General features: G+C 69.4%; 23 protein-coding genes. 10 read left to right on the top strand and 13 right to left on the bottom strand.

Translation table 11 applies throughout. From position 1 onward, the window contains the following. Window positions 1-105 precede the first annotated feature (105 nt). Window positions 106-1,392, bottom strand: a complete 1,287-nt coding sequence (locus KB201_RS15220; protein ID WP_068971377.1) for an adenylosuccinate synthase — start codon at window positions 1,390-1,392, stop codon at window positions 106-108. An 81-nt stretch (window positions 1,393-1,473) separates the two neighbouring features. Here KB201_RS15220 and KB201_RS15215 point away from each other — a divergent pair, with 81 nt between their 5' ends. After that, on the top strand, window positions 1,474-2,130 hold the full coding sequence (locus KB201_RS15215; RefSeq protein WP_068971378.1) for a hypothetical protein: 657 nt from the start codon (window positions 1,474-1,476) through the stop codon (window positions 2,128-2,130). Window positions 2,131-2,138: 8 nt separating this feature from the next. On the opposite strand, the gene KB201_RS15210 is transcribed toward KB201_RS15215, so the two are convergent. The 5 genes from KB201_RS15210 to KB201_RS15190 form a co-directional block, all read right to left on the bottom strand. Next, window positions 2,139-3,491, bottom strand: coding sequence for an MFS transporter (locus tag KB201_RS15210; protein WP_211539626.1), 1,353 nt, complete (start codon window positions 3,489-3,491; stop codon window positions 2,139-2,141). Between the two features lie 115 nt (window positions 3,492-3,606). After that, window positions 3,607-4,431 (bottom strand): polysaccharide deacetylase family protein, encoded by an 825-nt coding sequence (locus tag KB201_RS15205; RefSeq protein ID WP_211539625.1) that lies wholly within the window; start codon window positions 4,429-4,431, stop codon window positions 3,607-3,609. Window positions 4,432-4,480: 49 nt separating this feature from the next. Continuing rightward, window positions 4,481-5,395 (bottom strand): cation diffusion facilitator family transporter, encoded by a 915-nt coding sequence (locus KB201_RS15200; RefSeq protein ID WP_086533915.1) that lies wholly within the window; start codon window positions 5,393-5,395, stop codon window positions 4,481-4,483. Between the two features lie 48 nt (window positions 5,396-5,443). Next, on the bottom strand, window positions 5,444-6,517 hold the full coding sequence (locus tag KB201_RS15195) for an aromatic acid exporter family protein (protein WP_374193933.1): 1,074 nt from the start codon (window positions 6,515-6,517) through the stop codon (window positions 5,444-5,446). Window positions 6,518-6,610: 93 nt separating this feature from the next. After that, window positions 6,611-7,063, bottom strand: a complete 453-nt coding sequence (locus KB201_RS15190; RefSeq protein WP_086533917.1) for a DUF3151 domain-containing protein — start codon at window positions 7,061-7,063, stop codon at window positions 6,611-6,613. 379 nt (window positions 7,064-7,442) lie between these two features. On the opposite strand from KB201_RS15190, the gene KB201_RS15185 reads away from it, so the two are divergent. Both KB201_RS15185 and KB201_RS15180 read left to right on the top strand, forming a co-directional pair. Then, window positions 7,443-9,242 carry a hypothetical protein gene (locus KB201_RS15185; protein WP_211539623.1) on the top strand — a complete coding sequence of 600 codons (1,800 nt, stop codon included), beginning with the start codon at window positions 7,443-7,445 and terminating at the stop codon, window positions 9,240-9,242. 81 nt (window positions 9,243-9,323) lie between these two features. After that, entirely contained in the window at window positions 9,324-9,530 is a 207-nt protein-coding gene (locus tag KB201_RS15180) for a hypothetical protein (protein ID WP_211539621.1), read from the top strand. 90 nt (window positions 9,531-9,620) lie between these two features. On the opposite strand, the gene fbaA is transcribed toward KB201_RS15180, so the two are convergent. Then, a complete protein-coding gene (gene fbaA / locus KB201_RS15175) occupies window positions 9,621-10,658 on the bottom strand; it encodes a class II fructose-bisphosphate aldolase (RefSeq protein ID WP_211539619.1) in 1,038 nt (345 codons plus the stop codon). A 227-nt stretch (window positions 10,659-10,885) separates the two neighbouring features. Here fbaA and KB201_RS15170 point away from each other — a divergent pair, with 227 nt between their 5' ends. Next, window positions 10,886-11,620 carry a VTT domain-containing protein gene (locus KB201_RS15170; protein ID WP_211539618.1) on the top strand — a complete coding sequence of 245 codons (735 nt, stop codon included), beginning with the start codon at window positions 10,886-10,888 and terminating at the stop codon, window positions 11,618-11,620. 6 nt (window positions 11,621-11,626) lie between these two features. Here KB201_RS15170 and KB201_RS15165 read toward each other — a convergent pair whose 3' ends face one another. From KB201_RS15165 to KB201_RS15140, 6 genes are read right to left on the bottom strand one after another with little or no spacing between them, the layout of a single operon-like run. Then, entirely contained in the window at window positions 11,627-12,328 is a 702-nt protein-coding gene (locus KB201_RS15165) for an RNA methyltransferase (RefSeq protein ID WP_078112752.1), read from the bottom strand. Next, the gene (gene pyrE, locus KB201_RS15160; RefSeq protein WP_068971819.1) at window positions 12,321-12,899 is read right to left on the bottom strand and encodes an orotate phosphoribosyltransferase; all 579 of its coding nucleotides are present in this window, start codon (window positions 12,897-12,899) and stop codon (window positions 12,321-12,323) included. The genes KB201_RS15165 and pyrE overlap by 8 nt, the downstream gene beginning before the upstream one ends. A 38-nt stretch (window positions 12,900-12,937) precedes the next feature. Then, window positions 12,938-13,849, bottom strand: coding sequence for a hypothetical protein (locus KB201_RS15155; protein ID WP_165629633.1), 912 nt, complete (start codon window positions 13,847-13,849; stop codon window positions 12,938-12,940). A gap of 37 nt (window positions 13,850-13,886) precedes the next feature. Continuing rightward, window positions 13,887-14,888 carry a D-2-hydroxyacid dehydrogenase gene (locus KB201_RS15150; RefSeq protein ID WP_165629632.1) on the bottom strand — a complete coding sequence of 334 codons (1,002 nt, stop codon included), beginning with the start codon at window positions 14,886-14,888 and terminating at the stop codon, window positions 13,887-13,889. Further along, a complete protein-coding gene (locus tag KB201_RS15145) occupies window positions 14,885-15,562 on the bottom strand; it encodes a YoaK family protein (RefSeq protein WP_165629631.1) in 678 nt (225 codons plus the stop codon). Before KB201_RS15145 ends, KB201_RS15150 begins: the two co-directional genes overlap by 4 nt. Window position 15,563: 1 nt before the next feature. Beyond that, window positions 15,564-16,550 carry an Lrp/AsnC family transcriptional regulator gene (locus KB201_RS15140; protein WP_165629630.1) on the bottom strand — a complete coding sequence of 329 codons (987 nt, stop codon included), beginning with the start codon at window positions 16,548-16,550 and terminating at the stop codon, window positions 15,564-15,566. A gap of 134 nt (window positions 16,551-16,684) precedes the next feature. Between KB201_RS15140 and KB201_RS25185 the strand changes: the two genes are divergently transcribed. From KB201_RS25185 to KB201_RS15110, 6 genes are all read left to right on the top strand, one after another. Continuing rightward, on the top strand, window positions 16,685-17,794 hold the full coding sequence (locus tag KB201_RS25185; protein WP_165629629.1) for an NAD/NADP-dependent octopine/nopaline dehydrogenase family protein: 1,110 nt from the start codon (window positions 16,685-16,687) through the stop codon (window positions 17,792-17,794). Next, window positions 17,791-18,780, top strand: a complete 990-nt coding sequence (locus tag KB201_RS15130; protein ID WP_165629628.1) for a 3-hydroxybutyryl-CoA dehydrogenase — start codon at window positions 17,791-17,793, stop codon at window positions 18,778-18,780. Before KB201_RS25185 ends, KB201_RS15130 begins: the two co-directional genes overlap by 4 nt. A gap of 204 nt (window positions 18,781-18,984) precedes the next feature. Continuing rightward, window positions 18,985-20,346, top strand: coding sequence for an MFS transporter (locus KB201_RS15125; RefSeq protein ID WP_211539617.1), 1,362 nt, complete (start codon window positions 18,985-18,987; stop codon window positions 20,344-20,346). Window positions 20,347-20,420: 74 nt separating this feature from the next. Continuing rightward, window positions 20,421-21,026 carry a DJ-1/PfpI family protein gene (locus tag KB201_RS15120; RefSeq protein ID WP_165629626.1) on the top strand — a complete coding sequence of 202 codons (606 nt, stop codon included), beginning with the start codon at window positions 20,421-20,423 and terminating at the stop codon, window positions 21,024-21,026. Next, window positions 21,023-21,469, top strand: coding sequence for a MarR family winged helix-turn-helix transcriptional regulator (locus KB201_RS15115; RefSeq protein ID WP_165629625.1), 447 nt, complete (start codon window positions 21,023-21,025; stop codon window positions 21,467-21,469). The genes KB201_RS15120 and KB201_RS15115 overlap by 4 nt, the downstream gene beginning before the upstream one ends. 45 nt (window positions 21,470-21,514) lie before the next feature. Continuing rightward, window positions 21,515-22,837: an aspartate aminotransferase family protein gene (locus KB201_RS15110; protein WP_165629624.1), complete on the top strand. Its 1,323-nt coding sequence runs from the start codon at window positions 21,515-21,517 to the stop codon at window positions 22,835-22,837. Window positions 22,838-22,850: the final 13 nt, after the last annotated feature.

The following is a 22,850-nucleotide window of genomic DNA, read 5'->3' as shown; positions in this document are numbered from 1 at the left end:
ACAAACCCTCATAGGCTGCTCAGGGAGCATGAAATCAGACGCTCACGGGTGTTCTTTCGTAGACCTCGACGGCCGCCAAGCCGCCGAAACCCCAGGAGCGAAGGGTCAGACGATCTCGCGCCGCACGATCGTCTGGTCCCGTCCCGGACCCACGCCCACGCACGAGATGTGCGCACCCGAGAGCTCCTCGAGCCGCAGGATGTAGTTCTGCGCGTTCTGGGGCAGTTCGTCGAAGGTCTTGCACTGGGAGATGTCCTCCCACCAGCCGGGCATCTCCTCGTAGATCGGCTTCGCGTGGTGGAAGCCGGTCTGGGTCATCGGCATCTCCTCGACGCGCTCACCGTCGACCTCGTAGGCCACGCAGATCGGCACGGTGTCGAGGCTGGAGAGGACGTCGAGCTTGGTGAGGAAGTAGTCGGTGATGCCGTTGACGCGGGTCGCGTAGCGGGCGATCACGGCGTCGAACCAGCCGCAGCGGCGAGCGCGACCGGTGGTGACACCCACCTCGCCGCCGGTCTTGGCGAGGTAGGCGCCCCACTCGTCGAAGAGTTCGGTGGGGAACGGCCCGGAGCCCACGCGCGTGGTGTAGGCCTTCAGGATGCCCAGGACGGTGGTGATCTTGTTGGGTCCGATGCCGGCGCCGACCGCGGCGCCGCCGGCGGTCGGATTGGACGACGTCACATACGGATAGGTGCCGTGGTCGACATCGAGCAGGGTGCCCTGGGAGCCCTCGAGCAGCACCGTCTCGCCGCTCTCCAGGGCCTGGTTGAGCAGCAGCCGGGTGTCGGCGATGCGGTGCTTGAATCCTTCGGCCTGCCCGAGGACCTCGTCGACGACCTGCGCCGGGTCGAGGGCCTTGCGGTTGTAGATCTTGACCAGGATCTGGTTCTTCAGCTCGAGCGCCGCCTCGACCTTCTGGGTGAGGATCTTCTCGTCGAGGACGTCGGCGACGCGCACGCCGACGCGAGCGATCTTGTCCTGGTAGCAGGGACCGATGCCGCGGCCCGTGGTCCCGATCTTCTTGTTGCCCAGGAAACGCTCGGTGACCTTGTCGATCGCGACGTGGTATGGCATGAGCAGATGCGCATCGGCGGAGATCAGCAGGCCGGAGGTGTCGACGTCGCGGTCCTCGAGGCCACCGAGCTCGGTGAGCAGCACGCCGGGGTCGACGACCACGCCGTTGCCGATGACGTTCTGCACGCCGGGCGTCAGGATGCCGGACGGGATGAGGTGCAGCGCGAAGGATTCCCCGGTGGGGAGTACGACGGTGTGCCCGGCGTTGTTGCCACCCTGGTAGCGGACAACCCAGTTGATCCGGCCTCCGAGGAGGTCGGTCGCTTTGCCTTTGCCCTCGTCACCCCACTGGGCTCCGATAAGCACGATCGCGGCCATGTCCGGTACTCCTTTGTGTGGCGCGCTTGGGACCAAACCTGACCAACACTACTGGGTCGGCGCGCTCGATACGCTATCCGCGTGCCGTTTGCCCTTCTGAGCCAGACCAGCCGCGCCGACGACAAGAAGGCCGTCCGCGCCGCGGTCGCCGACGCCCTCACCGATCCCGACGTCACCCGACTCGTCGTCGAGCCGCGCGTCGCGGAGCGCTTCGCACCGACCGTGGCGCACGAGAACGACATCTTCCTGTCCCAGGTGCTGGCCGCACTGATGGTCACCGAACGACTCGACGTCGAGATCGCATACGTCTCCGCCGAGGCCACGCCCGCGACGCGTCGCTACCGGTTGCCGCACGGGCCGGCGGCCCGCGAGCTCGCCGAGCACGGCACCGCGGTCGCGGTGCCGCTCGTCCGCGACGACGCCGCGACCGTCATCGTCGGCAGCGCGCGTCACCTGGGCGCCGAGGGCGCGAAGCTGCACGGTGAGACCTACGTCGACAACGAGCGCCTCTTCGACGGCGAGGTGCGTTCGATCCTCATCGAACCGACCCTGACCGCACCCGGCCTCCGCGCGCAGGTGGAGCGGATGTTGTTGCCGGGCAAGTGGTTCACCGGGCGCGCGTGTCAGACGGGCGGGACCAACGTCGTCGTCGAGCGCGAGGGCGTCGTGAACCCGCGCGTGCTCAAGCGCTCGACGTTCTACCGCCACGTCACCGATCTCCTGCTGGTGCGCCCCTGATCCGGGACTCAGGCGACCGGCCGCGCCTGGGGGCCCGTCGTGAGGTGGAGATCGTCGCGCCGGATGAGCGTCGTGGCCACGACGCTGATGATCGCGGTCAGCACGAGGTAACCGGCGGCGAGCCACGGTGACCCGCCGGCCGCCCCGATCAGCGCGGTGAGGATCAGCGGCGTCAGACCCGAGGCGTAGATGCCGGAGAACTGGTAGACGACCGACAGTCCGGTGTAGCGCACCGGGGTCGGGTACAGGCTCGCGAACAGGGTGCCCTGCGCGCCGTAGAAGAGTGCGTGGATCACCCCGAAGACGATCACCAGTCCCACGGTGAACCACAGCAGGTTCGAGGTCCCGAACAGCGCGAACACCGGGTAGACCGCGACGCCGTAGGCGGTGATCCCGATCAGGTAGATCGTTTTGGCGCCGTACCTGTCGGTGAGCAGTCCGGAGAACGGGAGCAGGGCCGCCATCACGAGCGAGGCGATGGTCACGGCCACCAGGACCGGGACCTTCTCCATGTCGAGTTCGCTGGTCGCGTAGGCGATCGCGAAGACGCCCCAGGTGTTGAAGGCCGATCCCTCTCCCCATCGGGCGAGGAGGCCGAGAACGGTGTTGCGCGTGTTCGGCGGGACCACGACGTCGCGCAGTGGTGCCGTGGACTTCTTGGCGAGCTCGGCCACTTCGGCGAACGCCGGCGTCTCGTCGACCTTCAACCGCACGACGAACCCGATGACCACCAGGACGATGCTCACCAGGAACGCGATGCGCCAGCCGTAGGTCAGGAACGCCTGCTCGTCGAGGGCCACCTGCAGCAGCGCGAACACTCCGGTGCCCAAGGCGAGTCCGAGGGCCAGGCCCATCTGCGGGATGCTCCCGAACAGACCGCGCTTGCCGTCTGGGCTGTGCTCGACCGACAGCAGCACCGCACCTGCCCACTCCCCGCCCAGCGCGAAACCCTGCACGATGCGCAGGAGGAGCAGGAGGATCGGGGCGAGCACACCGACCGTCTCGGCGGTGGGCAGCACACCCATCAGGGCGGTCGCGACGCCCATCATCACCATGGTGATCGCGAGCGTGCGCTTGCGGCCGATGCGATCGCCGATGTGCCCGAAGACGACTCCGCCGATCGGGCGCACGACGAAGCCCACCGCGAACGTCGCGAAGGACAGCAGGGTGCCGACGAACGAGCTCTGGTCGGGGAAGAACAACTGGTTGAACACGAGGCTCGCCGCGGTCGCGTAGAGGAAGAAGTCGTACCACTCGACGGTGGTGCCGAGAAGGCTTGCGGCGACGACGGTCCGGAGCCGTTTGCGACGTTCGACGTCGGTCTCGCCGGCGAGCACGGGTGGAAGCGTGGAGGTAGCCATGACCGACACACGGTAACGACGCGGCCACCCGATCCGACGACTACGAATCAGCGTGAACGAAAAGTTGCGGTCGGTGTCCGCACCTCGCCGTCGCCACGGGAGGGGCGGTCGGACCTCAGCGGCCCGCGGCGAAGTAGTCGTCGAGTGTCACCATGCGCAGCTTGCGATTTCGGATGATCTCGACGAGTTTTGGATACACCTTGGTCACCGGTTCGTGATTGGCGTGGCCGATGAAGATGCTCTGCGGACGGAAGTACTTGCGCGCGCAACGGATGAGGTACTTCTCGGTGATCAGGCCGGAGTCGGACAACGAGCCGTACCAGAGGGTCGGCACCGTGTAACCGAGGTCGGCGGCCACCGCGTCGACGCCAGCGTCGTGGTACCCGAACGGCGGGCGATAGTACGGCGTCCCGTCGACACCGAACTGGTTGCGGAGGAACCGTTTGGTCCGCCGCAGTTCGTCGGCCACCCCGCGCGAGGACAGCTCGGTGAGCGCAGGATGACTCCACGTGTGGTTGCCCAGCTGGATCTGGCCGGACTCGACGAGCGGCCGCAGGGTGCTGCGGTGGTCGGTCCAGCCGTCGAATGAAACGGTGACGAAGAAGGTGAACCGGGCACCGGTGTCCCGGGCGAACTTCACATAGGCGCCGATCACCTCCGAGCTCGCGCCGTCGTCGACCGTGAGCGCGAGACACCGGCCGGGACCGGGCAGTGCGGTGATGGCCCCGTCGGGCAGCGGTCGGCGGGTTCCGACCGCCGGCGGCAACAGTCCCGACGACGGGACGGGCGTCGTGCTGGTCGTCCGCGGCGGCGTGGACGGCCCATCGGCCGGGTCGATTTCGGCCGCCGGGACCGGCGTCGCGCAGCCCACGAGGGCGCTCGAGGTCAGAGCCCCCACGGTGCCGGCGGCGAGCACCGCGAGAAAATCGCGTCGTTCCATTCGCCGAAATGTAGGGCATAACCGACATTCACGGCGCCACGACGCACGGTCACCAGGTCATCTCGTCACGACAACGTCGCTGGTGGTCGTCGGGGTCGATCTGCACCGTCGCATGCTCGAGGCCGTGACGGGCCAGGACGGCCTGCGCGGCGGGCAACACCTCACCGTTGGGCCGACTGCTGCCGAGGTGGACGGTGGCCACGTCCATCCCGGTCGTGAGCGTCCAGACATGGAGGTCGTGCACGTCGTCGACGACGGGGATGTCGGCCAGGTCGGCCCGCAGCGCCTCGACGTCGACGTGGGCCGGCGCCTGCTGGTTGAGGATCCGCAGCGCGTCGAGCGCGAGCCGCACTGCCCGCGGGACCACCCACAGCGCGATCAGCACCGCGACGACGATGTCGGCGTACCCCCAACCGGTCGTCATGGCGACGATGCCGGCCACCAGTACGCCGACGCTGCCGACGGCATCGGCCAGCACCTCCAGGTAGGCGCCGCGGACCGCGATCGATTCCTTTGCGTCGGCCCGCAACAGCAGCATCACCCCGAGGTTCACGAGGAGGCCCACCAGCGCGACGACGATCAGGGTGAGCCCCGGGACCTGGGGATCGCTGCCGATCCGCTCGACCGCCTCGTAGAGCACGAAGGCGGCGACCCCCATCAGCAGCACGGCGTTGGCGACCGCGGTGAACACCTCGGCGCGATGCCAGCCGAAACTACGGGTGTCGGTGATCCGCCCGTGCCGGCCGAGCAACAGCGCGATCAGGCCCATCACGAGCGCGACGACATCGGTCAGCATGTGTCCGGCGTCGGCGATCAGCGCCAGCGAGTTCACCAGGATGCCGGTGACGAGCTCGACGACGAAGTAGCTGCCGATCAGCCCGACCGCCAGCACCATCGGCCAGAGCCGACGCTGCCCCGCGGTCCCGGCGGCGGGCGCGTGCGAGTGCGAATGTGAGTGCCCCATGATGCCGGTCAATATATGCAGAAGTTCGCATATGTGGCAACAGGCTGGTCAGCTCCGCAGCGTCGCCAGCGCGGAGGACCGGCGCAGACCCGCGGTCATCAGCAGGTCGACGAGCAGCGAACGGATCTCGGCCAGCAGGGCGGCCTCCGACAGTTCGCTGTTGGTCACCAGATCGGCACGCGCCTTGCGCACGATGCTGCGGATCACCCGCGCGGCATCGGCCTGATCGGGTTCGTCGCCGGGGTCGGCCATCATCATCGCGCGTAACACCTCGAACGCCCCGGCGAGATCGTCGATGATCTCGATCAGCTCCGGCTGCACCGCGACACCCCGCTGGGTGAGGCCGAGGGAACGCCGGGCGATGATCCGGAAGTTGCGGACCGCGTTGTCGATGGGGTCGGCCGTTGCCGAGATCCGGTCCAGCCGCATCCTCGATCCCCAGTACAGGGGCGAGATGCGGGTGACCTCGCGGCCGCCGGTCATGTCCGATCGCATCTTGTTGATCTCGGCCTGCGTCCCGCGACCTGCTTCGAGGGCTGCCGCGATCAGTTCTTCGTCGCGTTCGCGGAGTCCGGTGGCCAGCTGGCGTGCCGCGTCACGAACGGTCGCCAGGACGCCCGCCGCGTCGCGTCGCGCCCGGCTGGCCGGGTTCACCGGCAGCAACGCACCCACGAGAATGCCCACCAGCCCGCCGATGAGGGCGTCGATCGCGCGATGGAAACCCGCCACCCCACCGGGCGGGAGGAGCGTCGCGACCAGCGCGGCCGACGAGGCGGCCTGCATGGGGACGAGCGGTCCGTCGTCGAGGAAGACCGCCACCGTCATCGCCAGTGCGACGACGACCATGATCTGCCAGGCGCCTTCGCCGACGAGACTGATGAAGAGGTCGCCGACGAGGATGCCGATCGCGACGCCGCCCACGAGTTCGGCGGCCCGGCGCCAGCGCTGTCCCAGAGAGAGGCCGAGCGAGATCACCGCGGCGATCGGCGCGAAGAACGGATCGGGATGATCGAAGATCTCCACCGCGATCCACCACGACGCCCCCGCCGCCAGCGCGCACTGGACGATCGGGACCAGCGACACGCGCAGCCGGCGCAGGCGGCTCTTCAGAGGCGCGGGCATCGCGTTGAACACCCGGCGCGGGTACGAAGGGTTCGCGGCACTCGGAGCCATCAGGCGGACGTCATCCGCAGGTGACCGATCGACTCGGTGCGATCACACGAGGCCGAGTTCGGCGGCCGCGCGCGGGTCGCTGTCGTTGAGCAGGTCGAGGCAGCGCAGGTGCTCGTCCTCCTCGCCGATCAATTCGGCGGCCCGGGCCAGTGCCCCGACGCAGCGGAGGAAGCCGCGGTTGGGTTCGTGACTCCACGGCACCGGCCCGAAACCCTTCCAACCGTGGCGTCGGAGCTGGTCGAGGCCGCGGTGGTAACCGGTCCGCGCGTACGCATACGCCGCGATCACCGCGGCGGTGTCGATGTCGCCACCGGCCGCGGCGCCCTTCGACGACTCGAGAGCTGCCTCGGCGAGGTGGGCCCAGGCGATCGAGGCGGTCGGGTGGGCGGCCGCGACCTCCGCCGCAGCCGCACCGTTGAGCAGGTCCGATTCGGCGTCGTCGTCCCCGGTGAGCAGAACCGGTTGTGGGCCGAGAAGATCTCCGAAAGACGTCATGTCCTCTATTCAAGCACCGCCTGCGGACTCCGACTCCGTTCGCTCGCGGCGGCCGGCGCCCATTCGATCAAATGCCCTAGTGCTGGACCGCCGGGCCGTTCGCTAGGGTGAATGGCGCAATCGGTCCTGCTGCCCGCCGCTTGACGGCGACGCCGGGCGGCCGGGCCGTAGTCGTGCACGGGCGAGATGCGGGGTGATTCAGTCGATGGCGCGATCCGACAGGCCGAGAGCCGCTGTCACCAAGGCACTGTCGACGCTCAAGCAGGTGCGGGACGAGCGCCGGGCTCGTCAGACGGACACGCGGCCGACCCCCGGTACTGTTCCGACCGGCACCGACGCCGCTCCACCCAGCACCAGCAGAGAGGGTCACGAGCCACCCGTGGACGATCCCACCGAGAACGAGACCGCCGACGACACGGCCGCCCCGACCGAGGCGACCCCAGCGGAGTCCACGACAGACGCGTCCACGTCCGAGGAGACCACGACGCGCAACGCCGCGACCGACAAGGATGCGACGGACAAGGACGCGACAGACAAGGCCGCGAAGCAGCCCGCGGCACCCACCCCGAGAGGTGGGCGTGGGATCGACGGCGCCACCCAGATCATCAATCGCGACAACCTCCCGTCCGCCGAGGACCTCGAAGACCTGGACGACATCGACCCGCTCAGCGAGGCACCCGACGCCGCGGAGACCGACGGAACCGAGCCCGGCGACGCCGAGGCCGCCCCGCCGGCACCGGCCCGGCTCGGCCCGAGCGACTCCGCGACCACCGTCATCCGTCGCTCTGATCTCCCGGACGCCGCCGAGCTCGAGGACCTCGACGACATCGACCCGACGGCCCCGGAACCCGAGGCAGCGTCCGCCGGAGCAGAGAGCGCCGACTCCACGACCGAGGACTCCGACGCCGAGACCGCGTCCACCGAGTCCGGGTCCGCGCCCGAATCCGAGTCGGACCAGGACACCGGTGCGGCCGTCGAACCGGCGCTCGCCGACGACGACACGGACCCGTCCACGGGCACCGCGGTCAGCGCCGGTGTGGCCGCGGCGGGCGCTGCGGCCGTGGCAGCCGGAACGACTCGTGACGCCGACGACGAGTCCGAGTCCGTGGACACCGACGTGGCTCCAGACGAGGCAGCGACGGACGAGGCCACAGCAGACGACGCAGAGGCTCACCAGGACCCCGTCGCCGAGTCGGACGCCGACGACGAGCCGGCCGAAGCCGAGGGCGCAGAGGCAGAGGGCGCAGAGGCAGAGGGCGCAGAGGCCGACGGCGTCGAGACCGAACCAGCACCGGGGGAGCCGGTCGCGGAACAGCCTGTCCAGGATGAGACCCCCGCGGACGCGGCGACAGCAGACGCCTCGACAGCAGACGACTCGGCCGTGACGGAGGTCGACTCGCCGACCGAGACCGACGCTGCCGCCGACGTTGACTCCGACGCCGACTCCCCCACCGAGGCGATCGCCGTCCCGACCGGCGAGAACACCGACGCCACCGAGCCGGACAACGCCGACACCGACACCGAGGACGAGGACGACTCCGGTTCGGACGCGGCGACGGCCGTCATCCCGGCGGCAGTAGCGGCATCCGCCGCCGCCAAAGCCCGGACCGAGCCCGACGCGCCGGCCGACGACGACGCGCGGACGACCCCGGAGCCGGCCGTGGCCGCGTCGACCGCCGGATGGACGACCACCGACCGCGAACCCCAGGTCATCCCGGGCAGCGGCCCCAAGGCACCGCGGAAGAAGCGCGGCAAGGGTCTGCTGATCGCCGCGGCGGCGATCGTGGTGGCCATCGTGGCCGTCGTCGGCGGCATCTTCGCCTACAGCAGCCTGCAGGCACCGGCGCCCGCCGATGAGGCCGCGACCGTGGCCATGGACTACACCACCGCGCTCTACGAGGGCGACCTCGGGACCCTGCGATCGGTCACCTGCGGTGAACTCAATGCGTTCTACAGCGACTTCGACGACGCCGCCTATCAGCGGACCTACGAAGCGCAGCGGGCCCGCAACGAGCTCGTTCAGACGCAGTCGATCAACGCGGTCCGGGTCGTCGAGGGCGGCGATCAGGCCGTCGTCGAAGTCGTCGCGGTGCACACCAACGCCCCGGACCAGCCCGAAACCGTCACGCTGAACCTGCAGCGCGACGGCGACGACTGGAAGGTGTGCAACCCCACGTGACGAGCGGACACCGGCCGGGCCCGCCGCCCGGAACCGGGTGGCCGCTCCACGCCGGGTTTCTACACCCCGCCGTCCCGTCCGGTGGCACCCGCCGCATCGGCGCCGCGGCCGCGTCCCGCCGCGGACACCCGTCTCGGGGAGAACCGGGTACCGAGCACCCGGATCCGGCCCTATCCGGTCGAACCGCCGCGGCGATCGCGGTCGCGTGTCGACCCGGCCGTCGTGATCGCGGCGCTCGTGATGATCGCTCTCGCGGGTGCGGTCGTCGTCGGACTCGCCATCACCTGAACCCGGCCGCCGCGGGGACCGGGCCTTCCAAGCCTGAAAACAGTTCTGCCCGCACCCCTTTCAGGGTGCGGGCAGAATGCTGTGCGTCCGTCAGGCGGTCAGGGACTTGCCGTTGGACTTGAGGTCGTTGCACGCCTCGACGACGCGCTCGCTCATGCTGGTCTCGGCCTTCTTGGACCAGCTACGCGGGTCGTAGACCTTCTTGTTGCCGACGTCGCCGTCGACCTTCAGCACACCGTCGTAGTTGCTGAACATGTGGCCGGCGACCGGGCGGCTGTAGGCGTACTGCGTGTCGGTGTCGACGTTCATCTTCACGACGCCGTAGCTCAGGGCCTCGTCGATCTCGCTCTTCAGCGAGCCCGAACCGCCGTGGAACACGAAGTCGAACGGCTTGGCACCCTCGGCCAGACCGAGCTTCTTCGTCGCCACTTCCTGTCCGGTGTTGAGGACGTCGGGACGCAGCTTGACGTTGCCCGGCTTGTAGACGCCGTGCACGTTGCCGAAGGTCGCCGCGAGCAGGTAACGGTTGCCGGAGTCGCTGGCACCGAGCGCCTCGATGGTCTTCTCGAAGTCCTCGGGGGTGGTGAACAACTTGTCGTTGATCTCGTTCTCGACGCCGTCTTCCTCACCGCCGACCACGCCGATCTCGATCTCCAGGATGATGTTGGCCGCGCCCGCCTTGGCCAGCAGTTCCTTGGCGATCTCCAGGTTCTCGTCGAGCGGTACGGCGCTGCCGTCCCACATGTGCGACTGGAAAAGCGGGTAGCGACCGGCGTCGACGCGCTCCTGCGAGATCTGCAGCAGCGGCCGGACGTAGGTGTCGAGCTTGTCCTTGGGGCAGTGATCGGTGTGCAGACCGATCAGGACGTCGTACTTGGCCGCGACGACGTGCGCGAACTCGGCGAGGGCGACCGCTCCGGTCACCATGTCCTTGACACCCTGGCCGGACCCGAACTCGGCGCCACCGGTCGAGAACTGGATGATCCCGTCACTGCCGGCATCGGCGAAACCCTTGATCGCGGCGTTGATCGTCGACGACGAGGTGCAGTTGATCGCGGGGAATGCGTAACCGCCCTTCTTCGCCTTGTCGAACATCTCGGCGTACTGCTCCGGGGTTGCAATGGGCATCGACGAATCCTCCAGGGTGTTGATGTGCTCTGGTGTTCGGGTTCTCTCGCCGTCGACTGATGTTTCGGTGGCGAGCAGCCGGACTTCCCGCGGCCGGACTTCTCCCAGTATGGCAGGTGCCACATCGCCCGGCGCGGGCACCATTCGTGCCCGGACCTGCTGGAAAACGGCGGTGGCGGACCCGTGAGATTCTGTCCTCGACGGACGCGCAGGTACTCTGGCTCCCCGTGATCGACTCCGCGCTTGCCACCACGACCACCAACCTGGCGCTGCTACCGGGATTCCTGGATCCGGTGAACCTGCTGAATTCGTTCGGCACGTGGATGCTGGCCGGTCTGCTGCTGGTCGTGTTCATCGAGTCGGGTCTGCTCTTCCCGCTGCTCCCCGGCGACTCGCTGCTCTTCACCGCGGGCCTCATCGTGGCGGCGAAGTCGGCGGAGATCGAGCCCTTCGCCCCGCTGTGGGTGCTGCTCGTCCTGATCCCCATCGCGGCGTTCCTGGGCGACCAGGTCGGCTACTGGATCGGTAAAAAGGCGGGGTACTCGCTGTTCCGGCCGGACGCGAAGATCCTGAAGCAGGTCTACATCGAGGAAGCGCACGAGTTCTTCGAGAAGCACGGCCCGGTGACGATCATCCTCGCGCGCTTCGTCCCCATCGTGCGGACCTACGCCCCGCTGGTCGCCGGCGCCGCGAAGATGCGGTACCCGATCTTCCTCACGTACAACATCGTCGGCGCGATCGCCTGGGGTGCGGGTGTCACCCTGCTCGGCTACTTCCTGGGCCAGATCGAGTTCATCCGCGACAACATCGACTACATCTTCCTGTTCATCGTCTTCATCTCGGTGCTGCCGATCATCTCCGAGATCGTCAAGCGCATCCTGCGCTCGCGGAAGAAGGTCGTCGAGGAGGAGCCCCTGCCCTCCTCCGACGAGGCCAACAACTCCGCCCCTCCCGCCAACTGAGTCCCGTCACCACGCGGCGTCGAGGTCCGCGTGCTGACGGACCCACGCGTGCATGGCGATCCCGGCCGCGACGCCCGCGTTGATACTGCGCGTCGAACCGAATTGCGCAATCGACACGGTGAGGTCGGCCGCGCGCTGCGCGTCGTCACTGACCCCCGGACCCTCCTGCCCGAAGACCAGCACGCAGTCGCGCGGTAGATCCGCCGTCTCGAGCGGCAGGGCTCCCGGCGTGTTGTCGACCGCCACCACGGTCAGTCCCTCGTCACGAGCCCAGTCGATGAGATCTGCCACCGTCTCGTGGTGCATCAGGTGCTGATAGCGGTCGGTCACCATCGCTCCGCGACGATTCCACCGACGTCGTCCGACGATGTGGACGGCGGCCACCGCGAAGGCGTTGGCGGTGCGCACCACGGTGCCGATGTTGGCGTCGTGGGCGAAGTTCTCGATGGCGACGTGCAGCGGATGTCGTCGGGCATCGATGTCGGCGACGATCGCCTCGCGCGACCAGTACCGATAGGCGTCGGCGACGTTGCGGGTGTCGCCGTGGGCGAGCAACTCGGCGTCGAGGCGCGGGTCGGCGGGTACGGGTTGATCGGGATGTTCGTCGGCCCAGGGCCCGACTCCCACGGCCGGCCCGGTCTGCCATTCGGTGGGACCGGGTACCGCGCCGGTCTCGTCGGCGGAGCCCGCCGGGCCGGCCTCAGGCAAGCCCGAGGTCACCGAGATCGAGGAGCGAGCGGTACGGCACGCCCAGACCGGTGATGACCGCGTCCGCGCCGGTCGCGCGGTCGACGACAGTGGCCACCCCGACGACGTTGCCGCCGATACCGCGGACGGCTTCGACAGCCGTGGACGGTGAGGCGCCGGTCGTGCTGGTGTCCTCGACGACGAGCACGTCGCGGCCGACGATGTCGGGACCCTCGATCTGGCGTTGCATGCCGTGTGCCTTGGCGGCCTTCCGGACGACGAAGGCGTCGATCGGCCTCCCGTCGGCGTGCATGATCGACGTCGCCACCGGGTCCGCGCCGAGGGTGAGGCCGCCCACGGCGACGTAGTCCCAGTCCGCGGTCAGTTCCCGCATCAACCGGCCGATGAGGCGGGAGGCCTCGTGGTGCAGCGTCGCGCGGCGCAGGTCGACGTAGTAGTCGGCCTCCTTGCCCGACGACAGCGTCACCTTGCCGTGGACCACGGCGAGGTCGCGGACGAGCTCGGCGAGCCGCGCCTTCGCGGTCGGGTCGACCTGCGGGGTCTCGGCGGGAACCGGGGCGGACGAGGACATGCGGCTTCCCTCTCGGTCGAACATGGAGCGTTTCGCGATCAGTTGCGGTGCCGGTTGGGCCGCTCGCCGGTGTCGCGGCGGGGTGCGTCGTCGGAGGTCCCGGCGGACCCGCGGACGGGCATCGGCGACATCCGGCGGCCCCCGGTTGAAGAGGCCGGGGGCTTGCGGGCCGCAGCCGGGCTCTCGGGATCTCCGGACGCGCCGGTCTGGGACGCCGCTGCCGTCGAGGTGCCGGCGGCCTGTCGACGGCGCTTGTCGCGGAGGGATTCGGTCTTCTCGTCGGCGAGCTCGGCCCGCGTGGGTCCGTGCGGGTCGCGCGGATCGGGTGAATCCTCCGGCTCTCGCATCGGCGGCAGCACCCGGAGGAGATCGGCGAACCGGCGGACGACCTCCAGGCCGGTGTTCAGCTTGGCCGGGTCGTTGGTCACCGGCATCGAGCCGAGCGCCCAGTTGCCCTCGTTCCACAGGACCTCGACGAACGCGGGCGCCTTGTTGGCGAGGGCCACCATGCGGCGGTCGCAGACCCGGCGGGCGACGTCGAGGTTGTTCGAGAACATGACGCGCGGGCCCATCGCGCCCAGCAGTTCCACGTCTTCCTCCGCGGGCGCGAGGACGTCCTCGTGCCGGAGGTCGACGACGACGTGCGAGGGCGAGGAGCGTCGGACGGCGATCACGGTCGCGGTCTCGGACAGGTCGAAGACCACGGCCTCCACCCCGGCGTAGTGGCCGTAGGCGACGTCCTGGACCGGGATGTGGTCGCCGACGTTCATCGTGGCGCGCCGAAAGACCTTGCGCAGCTTGGTGTCCGACTCGCGGAACTTGAACTCGTGCTCATCGCCCCAGACCGCACGCTGGTGCCGTGCGACGCTCGACCGCTGGCGGTCGAGCCACAACAGGACACCCGCACCCAGTAGGGCCACGGCGGCGATCAGGAAATAGACGGTGGTCATCGCGCTACAGCCTACTATCGGCGGGCCCGCGGTGAGGTCATCCGCCTACCCGGATGTACCCGCGTTCCTTGTCGACGACGTTGACCAGCATCTCGGCCGGGTCCGCGGTACCCGCCGCGACGTAGCGCCGCAGGTTGTCGAGGACCTGCTCGGCCAGCGCCTCGCGCCATCCGACGGCATCTCCGCTCATGTGCGCCGAGATCGCGACCCCGGGCAGATCCCACAGCGCGCTGTCGGCGGGCAGCGGCTCGGTCACGAAGACGTCGAGGGTGGCCGCACCGAGGTGGCCCGAGCGGAGCGACTCCACGAGGGCCGCCTCGTCGACGAGTTCGCCGCGGCCGACGTTGACGAGGTGGGCACCGGGTTTCATCGCCGCCAGCACCGTCGCGTCGATCATCCCGGCGGTCTGCTCGGTCAGCGGCGCGATCGCGACGACCGTGTCGAATCCGCCGACCTGTGCGGCGAGATCGTCGGTGGCCACGACATGCCCGAAGTCCGGATCCGAGTCGCGAGCGGTCCGGCCCGCCCCGACCACCCGGACACCCACCGCGCGAAGCAGTTTCGCGATCGCGCGGCCGATCCCGCCGGTCCCGATGACCAGGGCGGAGGTGCGGTGGGTCGCCACGGTCTCGCGATGTCGCCATTCATGATCGCGCTGCAGCGCCATCGATTCGTGTAAACCCTTGTGCCGCGCGAGGACTGCGGCGAGGACGAACTCCGCGATCGGCCGGTCGAAGACGCCGTGGGCGTTGGTCACCACGACGTCGGAGGCCCGTAGCCCGTCGAAGAGCAACGAGTCGACGCCCGCCGCACACACATGAACCCAGCGCAACGATGCCGTGGCCTCGCCCCAGTGGTCGGCGAGGCCACGGGAGAAGAAGTCCCACAACACGAGAACGTCCGCACCCGGCAGGGCCGCGCCGAGATCGTCGGCCGTGCAGAGCCGTACCGTCGCGAGCTCCTCGAGCTCGGCGAGGTTGCCCGGCGGGGGATCGTCGGGCGAGATCAGCAGGGCGACCACGGGCGCGTGTGGGGTCATGACCCCACCGTAGGTGACGGGTCGGTGCGTTCGTCGATGACGAAGAGCAACAGCGTCACCGCGAGGAAACCCGCCGGCACCCAGGCGGCGCGGCCACCCATCACCTGGGTGCAGACCGCCCCGACGAGTGCGCCGCCGGCGAACACCCCGACCACGCGGCCGTAGACCGTCAGGGCCTTGCGCGCGTCCGGGGCCCGGTCGACGGTGACGCCGTACCCGGCCTCCACGAGGCGCATCAGATTCCCGGTCGTGGCCACCGCGATGTAGTTGAGATCGCCGATGTTGCGGAACAACTCGATCTGCATGGCGGTGATGAACGAGATGGGGATGGTGACGAACGAGTGCGGGACGGAGGTGGGGACGAAGCCGATCACGACGAGGATGCTCACCTGCAGCGCCATCGTCACGCGGATCGGGTACACGAGGAGATGGTCGAAGCGGCCGGCCTTCACGTGCACCGCCAGCACGACGCCGACGAGGAACGCGAGGATCGGCCAGAGATGACCCGAGGCCTGATACCAGTGCTGCTCCGACAGATTCAACGCGAGCAGGATGACGTTCCCGGTCTGGGCGTTGGCGAACACCCCGCCCCGGGACAGATACGTGTAGCTGTCGAGGAAGCCACAGGCCACGGTGATCAGCAGGGCGAAGCGCAGCGAGGTCGACGTGGTCATCTCACAGCACCACCGGAACCGAGCCCGTGCGACAGCCCGACCGGTCCAGCAGTGAGCCGAGGCGCTTCGGGGTCTCCAGGGTGACCGACCGGTCGGCGACGACGAGTCCCGGCACCCGGCTCTCGAGCTGCTGCTCGAACTCGGACAGTTCGCCGACGGTGTGCAACCAGACAGCCATCACGATGTTCGCGGTACCGGTGACCTCACAGCAGACCCGTACCTGGGGCAGTTCGTCGAGCGCGTCGACGAGCGCCGCGATCGACCTCGACGACGCCCGCGCCCACACGTTCGCCGTGACGGGCCATCCGCTGATCACGTGCGACACCTCGCATCTGATCGACAGGACGCGTTCGGCGACGAGTGCGGTCAGCCGACGCCGAACGGTCGGCGCGCTCAGACCACTCGCGGTCGCCAGATCGACCGCCGAACGCCGGCCGTCCTGCGCCAGGGCGGCGATGAGTCGCAGATCCATCTCATCGGGTTCGTGCGCCAGCGGGCGGTGCTCGGGTCGGTGCTCGGCGAGTACCGACTCGTCGGCGTCGGACAGTGTGTGCACCCGCCAGCGTTCGCTCTCGCCGAAGACTCGCATCACCACCCTCGTCCGGGTCCGGGCGACCCCCTCGACGTCGGCGAGTCGCTGCACCCAGTCGCCGAGGAAGCCGAGATCCGGGACCATCACGGTCAGCAGCAGGTCGCCGTCGCCCGCGGTGCGCTGGATGGTGGCCACGTGCCGGTCCGCCGACAACCGCTCGACGAGCGCCGCACGCCGTGACGAGGTCTGGACCTCGACGAACGCGCTGCAGCGGGTGTTCAGGTACGCGGCCCCGGGATAGGTCACGATCCAGGCGAGACCGCTGTCGACGAGCCGCTCCCAGCGTCGGGCCGCGGTCGCCGCGCTCACGCCCACGACGTCGCCGACGACGCCCCACGGCGCCCTCGGCGCGACCTGCAGAGCGTGAACGATCTGATAATCGAGGTCGTCCGGCACGCAACAATCCTGCATCACGAGGTGAACTTTTTTCGGTTTCGGCAGACGCCGGGACAGTCCGCGGCAGCGCTCCTACGTTTCCTCCCAACACCCCAGTGGCCGCTCGAGCGGCCCGAGATCGAGGAGGACGGTTCGTGAAGGTCTGCGTCATCGGCGGAGGTCACGGCTCTTATGCGGCCGCGGCCGAGCTCAGCGAGAAGGACCACCATGTCACCTGGTGGCGACGGGACGGCGCAGCGTTCTCGTCCCTGGTCGAGCGCGGCACGCTCGAGATCGACGACCACCGCGGCCGGCGGCAGATCGGCGTCGACGGCGGAGCGGGCGGCGGGATCTCGATCGTCGCCGACCTCGCCGAGGCGGTGTCCAACGCCGAGGTCATCGTCGCGCCGGTCCCGGCGTTCGCCCACGAGTCGCTCGCGCGGCAGGTCGCCCCGCACCTGCGCGACGGCCAGGTCGTCTACCTGCCGCCGGGCAGCTTCGGGTCGTTCGTGTTCGCGCGGGCGGTGCGCGTGGCCGGCAATCCCGCGGACGTCGCGTTCGCCGAGACCGGGACCCTGCCCTACCTCGCACGCAAGCACGGCGACACCCGGGTCGTCGTCAGCGGGTACGCCACCCGTCTGCCCACCGGAGTGTTCCCGGCCCGGCACACCGATCGGGCGCTGGCGGTCCTCGGTGAGGTCTATCCCGCCGTCGAACGCAGCGAGGACGCCCTCAGCGGCGCGCTCATGAACGCCGGCCCGATCATCCACCCGCCGCTGATCCTGATGAATGCCGGTCCGCTGGAACACTTCCCGTCGTGGGACATCCACAACGAGGGCACCCAGGACGCCATCCGGCGGGTCACCTCCGCGCTCGACGCCGAGCGCATCGCGGTCCGGGAGGCGCTCGGCTACGGCGCACCGCACTTCCCGCTCGCCGACCACTACACCGCCGACGGCGACGAGTGGATGTACGGCAACGCCGCCCACGAGAAGCTCACCGACAGCGGCGACTGGCGCGAGAACATCGACCTGCACACCCACCGCTACATGACCGAGGACGTCGAGATCGGGCTGGCGCTGCTGAGCTCGGTGGGGCGGTGGGCGGCGGTACCGACGCCGGTGGCCGACGGCCTGCTCGCCCTCGCCGGCGCGGTCACCGGCCGTCCGGCCGCAACCGGCGGCCGGACCCTGGAGAATCTGGGACTGGCCGACCTCGACCGGTCCGGCATGCAGGCACTGCTCCACGACGGACCGGCGCAGTGACGGGTCGCCACGTCGCCGTCGTCGGCGCCGGCCGGATGGGTCAGGGCATCGCCGCCGCGCTGGCCTTCGGGAACGTGTCGGTGACGGTCGTCGACCTCCGCGACCGCGGTGCCGACGCCGCGGCCTACCTCGACGGGGTTCGCACCGCGGTCCGTCAGGCACTGGCGCACAAGGTCACGCTCGGCCTGCTGGCGGTCGAGGACCTCGACGACGTCGCGGCGCTGGTCACCGTCGTCGGCGAGGTCGACGCCCTGGGTCCGATGGCCGGCGCCGATCTGGTGTTCGAGGCGGTACCCGAGGTCGCCGAGATCAAGCGCGACGCGCTCACGTGGATCGAGGCGATGGTCGGCGACACCGTCCCCATCGCGTCGACCACCTCGAGCTTCCTCGTCGACGAGCTCGCCGGGGCGTTGTCGGCCCCGGAGCGATTCCTCAACGCGCACTGGCTGAATCCGGCTGACCTCATGCCGCTCGTCGAGGTCGCGCCGGGCACCGCCACCGGCCGCGGGGTCGTCGACGCCACCCGCGACCTGCTCGTCGCGGTCGGCAAAGTACCCGTGGTGTGCGCCCCGTCGCCCGGGTACATCGTGCCCCGGCTGCAGGCGCTCGTGATGAACGAGGCGGCCCGGATGGTCGACGAGGGGGTGGCCAGCGCCGAGGACATCGACACCGCGGTGCGCATCGGATTCGGCTCGCGCTTCGCGGTTCTCGGCCTGCTCGAGTTCATCGACTGGGGCGGCTGCGACACCTTGTTCCACGCATCGAATTACCTGCGTGGTGAACTCGGCGAGCGGTTCGCGCCCGCCCCGCTGGTCGAGTCCAACATGACCTCCGGACGTCGTGGGATATCCGACGGCGCAGGCTTTTACGAGTTCGACCCGGCCACCGTGGCCGACTACCGCGCCCAGCGGATCGCCGACTTCGCCCGCGTACTCGACGCGGTCGGGCGTCTCGCCCGCCACGAGGAGTTCAGCACGGCCGACTGACGGATCGGGCGACGACCTCACCCGCCACCGGACCCGGTTCCGGTGGCGCGGTGAAGCGTGCCCGAACGCGGCCAATAGCTCGGCGCGGTAAAGCTTTTCCCGATTCCCCCCGCCTCGCGGGTTCGACACAATCGATCCATCCACGAGTACAGCCAACGAACGACGGCCTCGAGGGTCCGTTCGCCCACCGATGAGGAGTGATCCGTGGTAACTCTCGACAATTCTGCACCACCCGACCCCGCGGCCACCGGCACCGGCCGGCCGCGCCGGGAACGGACCACCCGCGTCGCCGTCGCGTCCGGTGTCGGCACGATCATGGAGTTCTACGACTTCGCGATCTACGGCACCGCGACGGCACTGGTCTTCAACAAGATCTTCTTCAACGTCGACGATCCCTGGTTCGGCACCTTCCTGGGCTTCGCGACCTTCGCGGTCGGTTTCGTGATGGCGCCGATCGGCGCCCTGATCTTCGGACACTTCGGGGACAAATTCGGTCGACGCAAGGCGCTGACCGCCGCCTTCCTGCTCATGGGCGGATCGACCCTGGCCATGGGCGTCCTCCCCGACTACCAGGCCATCGGGATCGTGGCACCGATCATCCTGGTCTTCCTGCGCATGGTGCACGGCATCTCGCGCGGCGGTGAGATCGGCGGCGCCGCCCTGCTCGCCGCCGAACACGCGCCGACGCACCGGCGCGGTCTGTACGGCTGCTTCGTCACCCTCGGTTCGCCGGTCGGCGGCATCTTGGCCAACCTGTCGTTCGCCCTCGTCCTGCTGATGCCGATGGAACAGGTCCTGGCCTGGGGCTGGCGGATCCCGTTCCTCATCGGCGGTGTCGTGCTGGCGATCGGGGTGTGGACCCGGTCCCGCGTCAGCGAGACTCCGGACTTCGTCGAGTCCAAGCAGGCCGAGGAGAAGTCGCCGCCGGCCTTCGCCGTGCTCCGCCAGAACTGGCGTCGCGTCGCGCTGGCCGCCGGTATCAACGTCGGACAGAACTGTTACGCCTTCCTGCTGTTCACGTTCATGCTCTCCTTCCTGACCGAGACCGATCCGGGACGCGGCTTCGACCGGTCCCCGGTGGTCTTCGGCAGCACGCTGGCGCTCGCCTGCCACGCCGCGACGGTCGTGCTGGGTAGCTACCTGTCCGACCGACTGGGCCGCAAGACGGTGATCGGCTTCGGGATGATCACGTCGCTGCTGTTCGCTCCGATCGTGTTCTCCGTCACCGCATCCGGGTCGTTGGCCGCCTGCATCACGGTCATCTCCATCGGCTTCGCACTGACCGGGTTCGTCTATGGTCCGATGCTCACCACCTTCGCCGAGCTGTTCCCGATCACGCAGCGCTACAGCGGCATCGGGATCGGTTTCCAGGTCGGCGCGGTGCTGGGCGGCGGCCTGGCGCCGATGATCGCGAACCGGATCGTCAGCGCCACCGGCAGCGTGATCCCCGTCGGCTTCTATGCGGCGGCCCTGATGGCGATCAGCCTCTGCTGCCTGATGGTCATCCGCGAGACGGCTCCCGCGCTCGCCGGGCGACCCACGTTGCGACAACGTCTGCGCAGCTGACCTCGCGGGCCAACCATTGACAGCATCCTGTCATTAATGACAGGATGCTGTCATAGTCGTCCGAAGGAGGCACCATGAAGACCGTCCATCTCGCCCTGTACCCGACGCTCGCCGATTGGGAGTTCGGGTACGTCGCGTCCGGCATCAACAATCCCGAGTACCAGGCCGAGCCGGGAACGTTCCGGATCGTGACCGTCGGCGCGACGACCGAGCCGGTCCGCACCATCGGCGGGGTCACGATGGTGCCCGACACGACGCTCGACGCGATCACGCCTGAGGACAGCGCGATGCTCGTCCTGCCCGGCGCCCAGATCTGGGAGACCAACGACGCCTTCGTCGACGCCGCGCGGCGCTGGTCCGAAGCCGGCACCCCGGTTGCCGGGATCTGTGGCGCGACAATGGGTCTCGCGCGGGCCGGACTACTCGACGACCGACGCCACACCAGCAACGCGCCGGAGCAGTTGTCGCCCACCGGTTATGCCGGGGCCGCCCACTACGTCGACGCCCCCGCCGTCACCGATCGCGGTGTCATCACCGCAGCGGCGATCGCCCCGGTCGACTTCGCACGGGAGGTCTTCGCGTTGCTCGGCGTCTACACGCCGCCGGTGCTCGACGCCTGGTATCAGCTCTACGGCCACCAGGATCCCAGCGGCTTCTACGCGCTGGCCGGCGAGCAGTGAGAGACCCGCAGGACCTGCTGTCAGCCTCCGCGCTGACAGCGTTCCGGCTGAACGGGCAGTTCCTCAGCCTCGCCGAGCGTCTCGCCGAACCCGCCGGGCTGACCGCCACGCGGTGGCAGGTGCTCGGCGCGGTGCTCGACGAACCGCTGCCGGTCGCGGGCATCGCACGGGCGATGGGGATCACGCGCCAGAGCGTGCAGCGCACCGCCGACCTCCTCGTCGCCGACGGACTGGCCGAGTACCGCGACAATCCGGCCCACCGTCGCGCCAAGCTCGTCGCCCCCACCGCGGCCGGCCTCGCGGCCGTCCGGGCGATCAACCCGGGCCATCGCACGGCGGCCATCCGGTTGGCGGCCGCACTCGACCCGGCCCGGTGGGAGCACGCCTTGACCGCACTCCGCGATCTCAGCGCCGCCCTCGACGAACTCGACGACCAGCGTTGATGTCTAATTGTTGACAATCGTACGATCGAGCGTCACCGTGTAGCCATGACTGCCGGCGTCGAGTCCCAGATCCACAGTTCCCAGGTCCGCACCGACCGGACCGCGTCGTTGAGCCCCGCCCTGAAACAGGCGACTCCCGTCGTCGTCGACACTGCGGCCGGTTCGTGGATTCGGGGCACCGACGGTCGCGACTACCTCGACTTCACCACCGGTATCGGCGTGACCAGTACCGGCCATTGCCACCCGCACGTCGTCGCGGCCGCGCAGGCGCAGTGCGCCAGGATCATCCACGCGCAGTACACCACCGTGATGCACACCCCGCTCCTCGAGCTCACCGCCCGACTCGGGGCGGTACTGCCCACGGGCCTCGACTCCGTCTTCTACGCGAACTCCGGTTCCGAAGCCGTGGAGGCCGCCGTCCGTCTCGCCCGGATGGCCACCGCGAAGCCCAACATCATCGTGTTCCAGGGCGGCTTCCACGGCCGGACCGTCGCCGCGGCCAGCCTGACGACGGCCGGCACCCGCTTCTCCGCCGGCTTCTCGCCCCTGATGAGCGGCGTGCACATGGCTCCGTTCCCCTATGCCTACCGCTACGGCTGGGACACCGACACCGCGGTCGACTTCGCACTCCGTGAACTCGACTACCTGCTGCAGTCGCGCGTCGCCCCCAACGACACCGCGGCCTTCCTCATCGAGCCGGTCCTGGGCGACGGCGGATACCTACCCACCCCGCCGCGCTTCCTGCATGGTCTGCGCGAGCGCGCCGACCGCCACGGCATCCTCCTCGTCCTCGACGAGGTACAGGCGGGATTCGGTCGCACCGGCAGGTTCTGGGGTCACCAGCACGCGGCGGACCTGACCCCCGACATCCTCATCACCGCCAAGGGCCTGGCGTCGGGATTCCCGATCTCGGCGATCGCGGCGCCGACGGAACTGATGAGCAAGGCGTGGCCGGGGTCGCAGGGGGGCACGTACGGCGGCAACGCCGTCGCGGCCGCCGCCGCGATCGCGACCCTCGATGTGATCGAGTCAGAGGGCCTCGTCGAGAACGCGCGCGTCCGCGGTGAGCAGCTGCTCGCCGGTCTGCGGCAGGTGTGTGCACCGTTCCCGGGCGTCGGCGACGTCCGCGGGCTGGGGCTGATGGCCGGCATCGAGTTCATCACGACCGATGCCGCCGGGAACACGACGCCCGACGCGGCGGCCGCGCTCGCCGTTCAGCAGGCCAGCACCACCCAGGGGTTGCTCTCGCTCACGTGCGGGCCGTCGGCCAACGTCGTGCGCCTCATCCCCGCCCTGGTCGTCACCGCCGAGGAGATCGACCTCGGCGTCGCCCGCTTCGGTGCCGCGCTCGCCGCGGCCCTGGGCTAGACCTGACAGCCCG

This window comes from Gordonia sp. SCSIO 19800 (assembly GCF_018132775.1).
Lineage (GTDB): Bacteria > Actinomycetota > Actinomycetes > Mycobacteriales > Mycobacteriaceae > Gordonia > Gordonia hongkongensis.
Note: the sequence above shows the minus strand (reverse complement) of the source record. Positions and strands in the feature narration are given on the sequence as shown.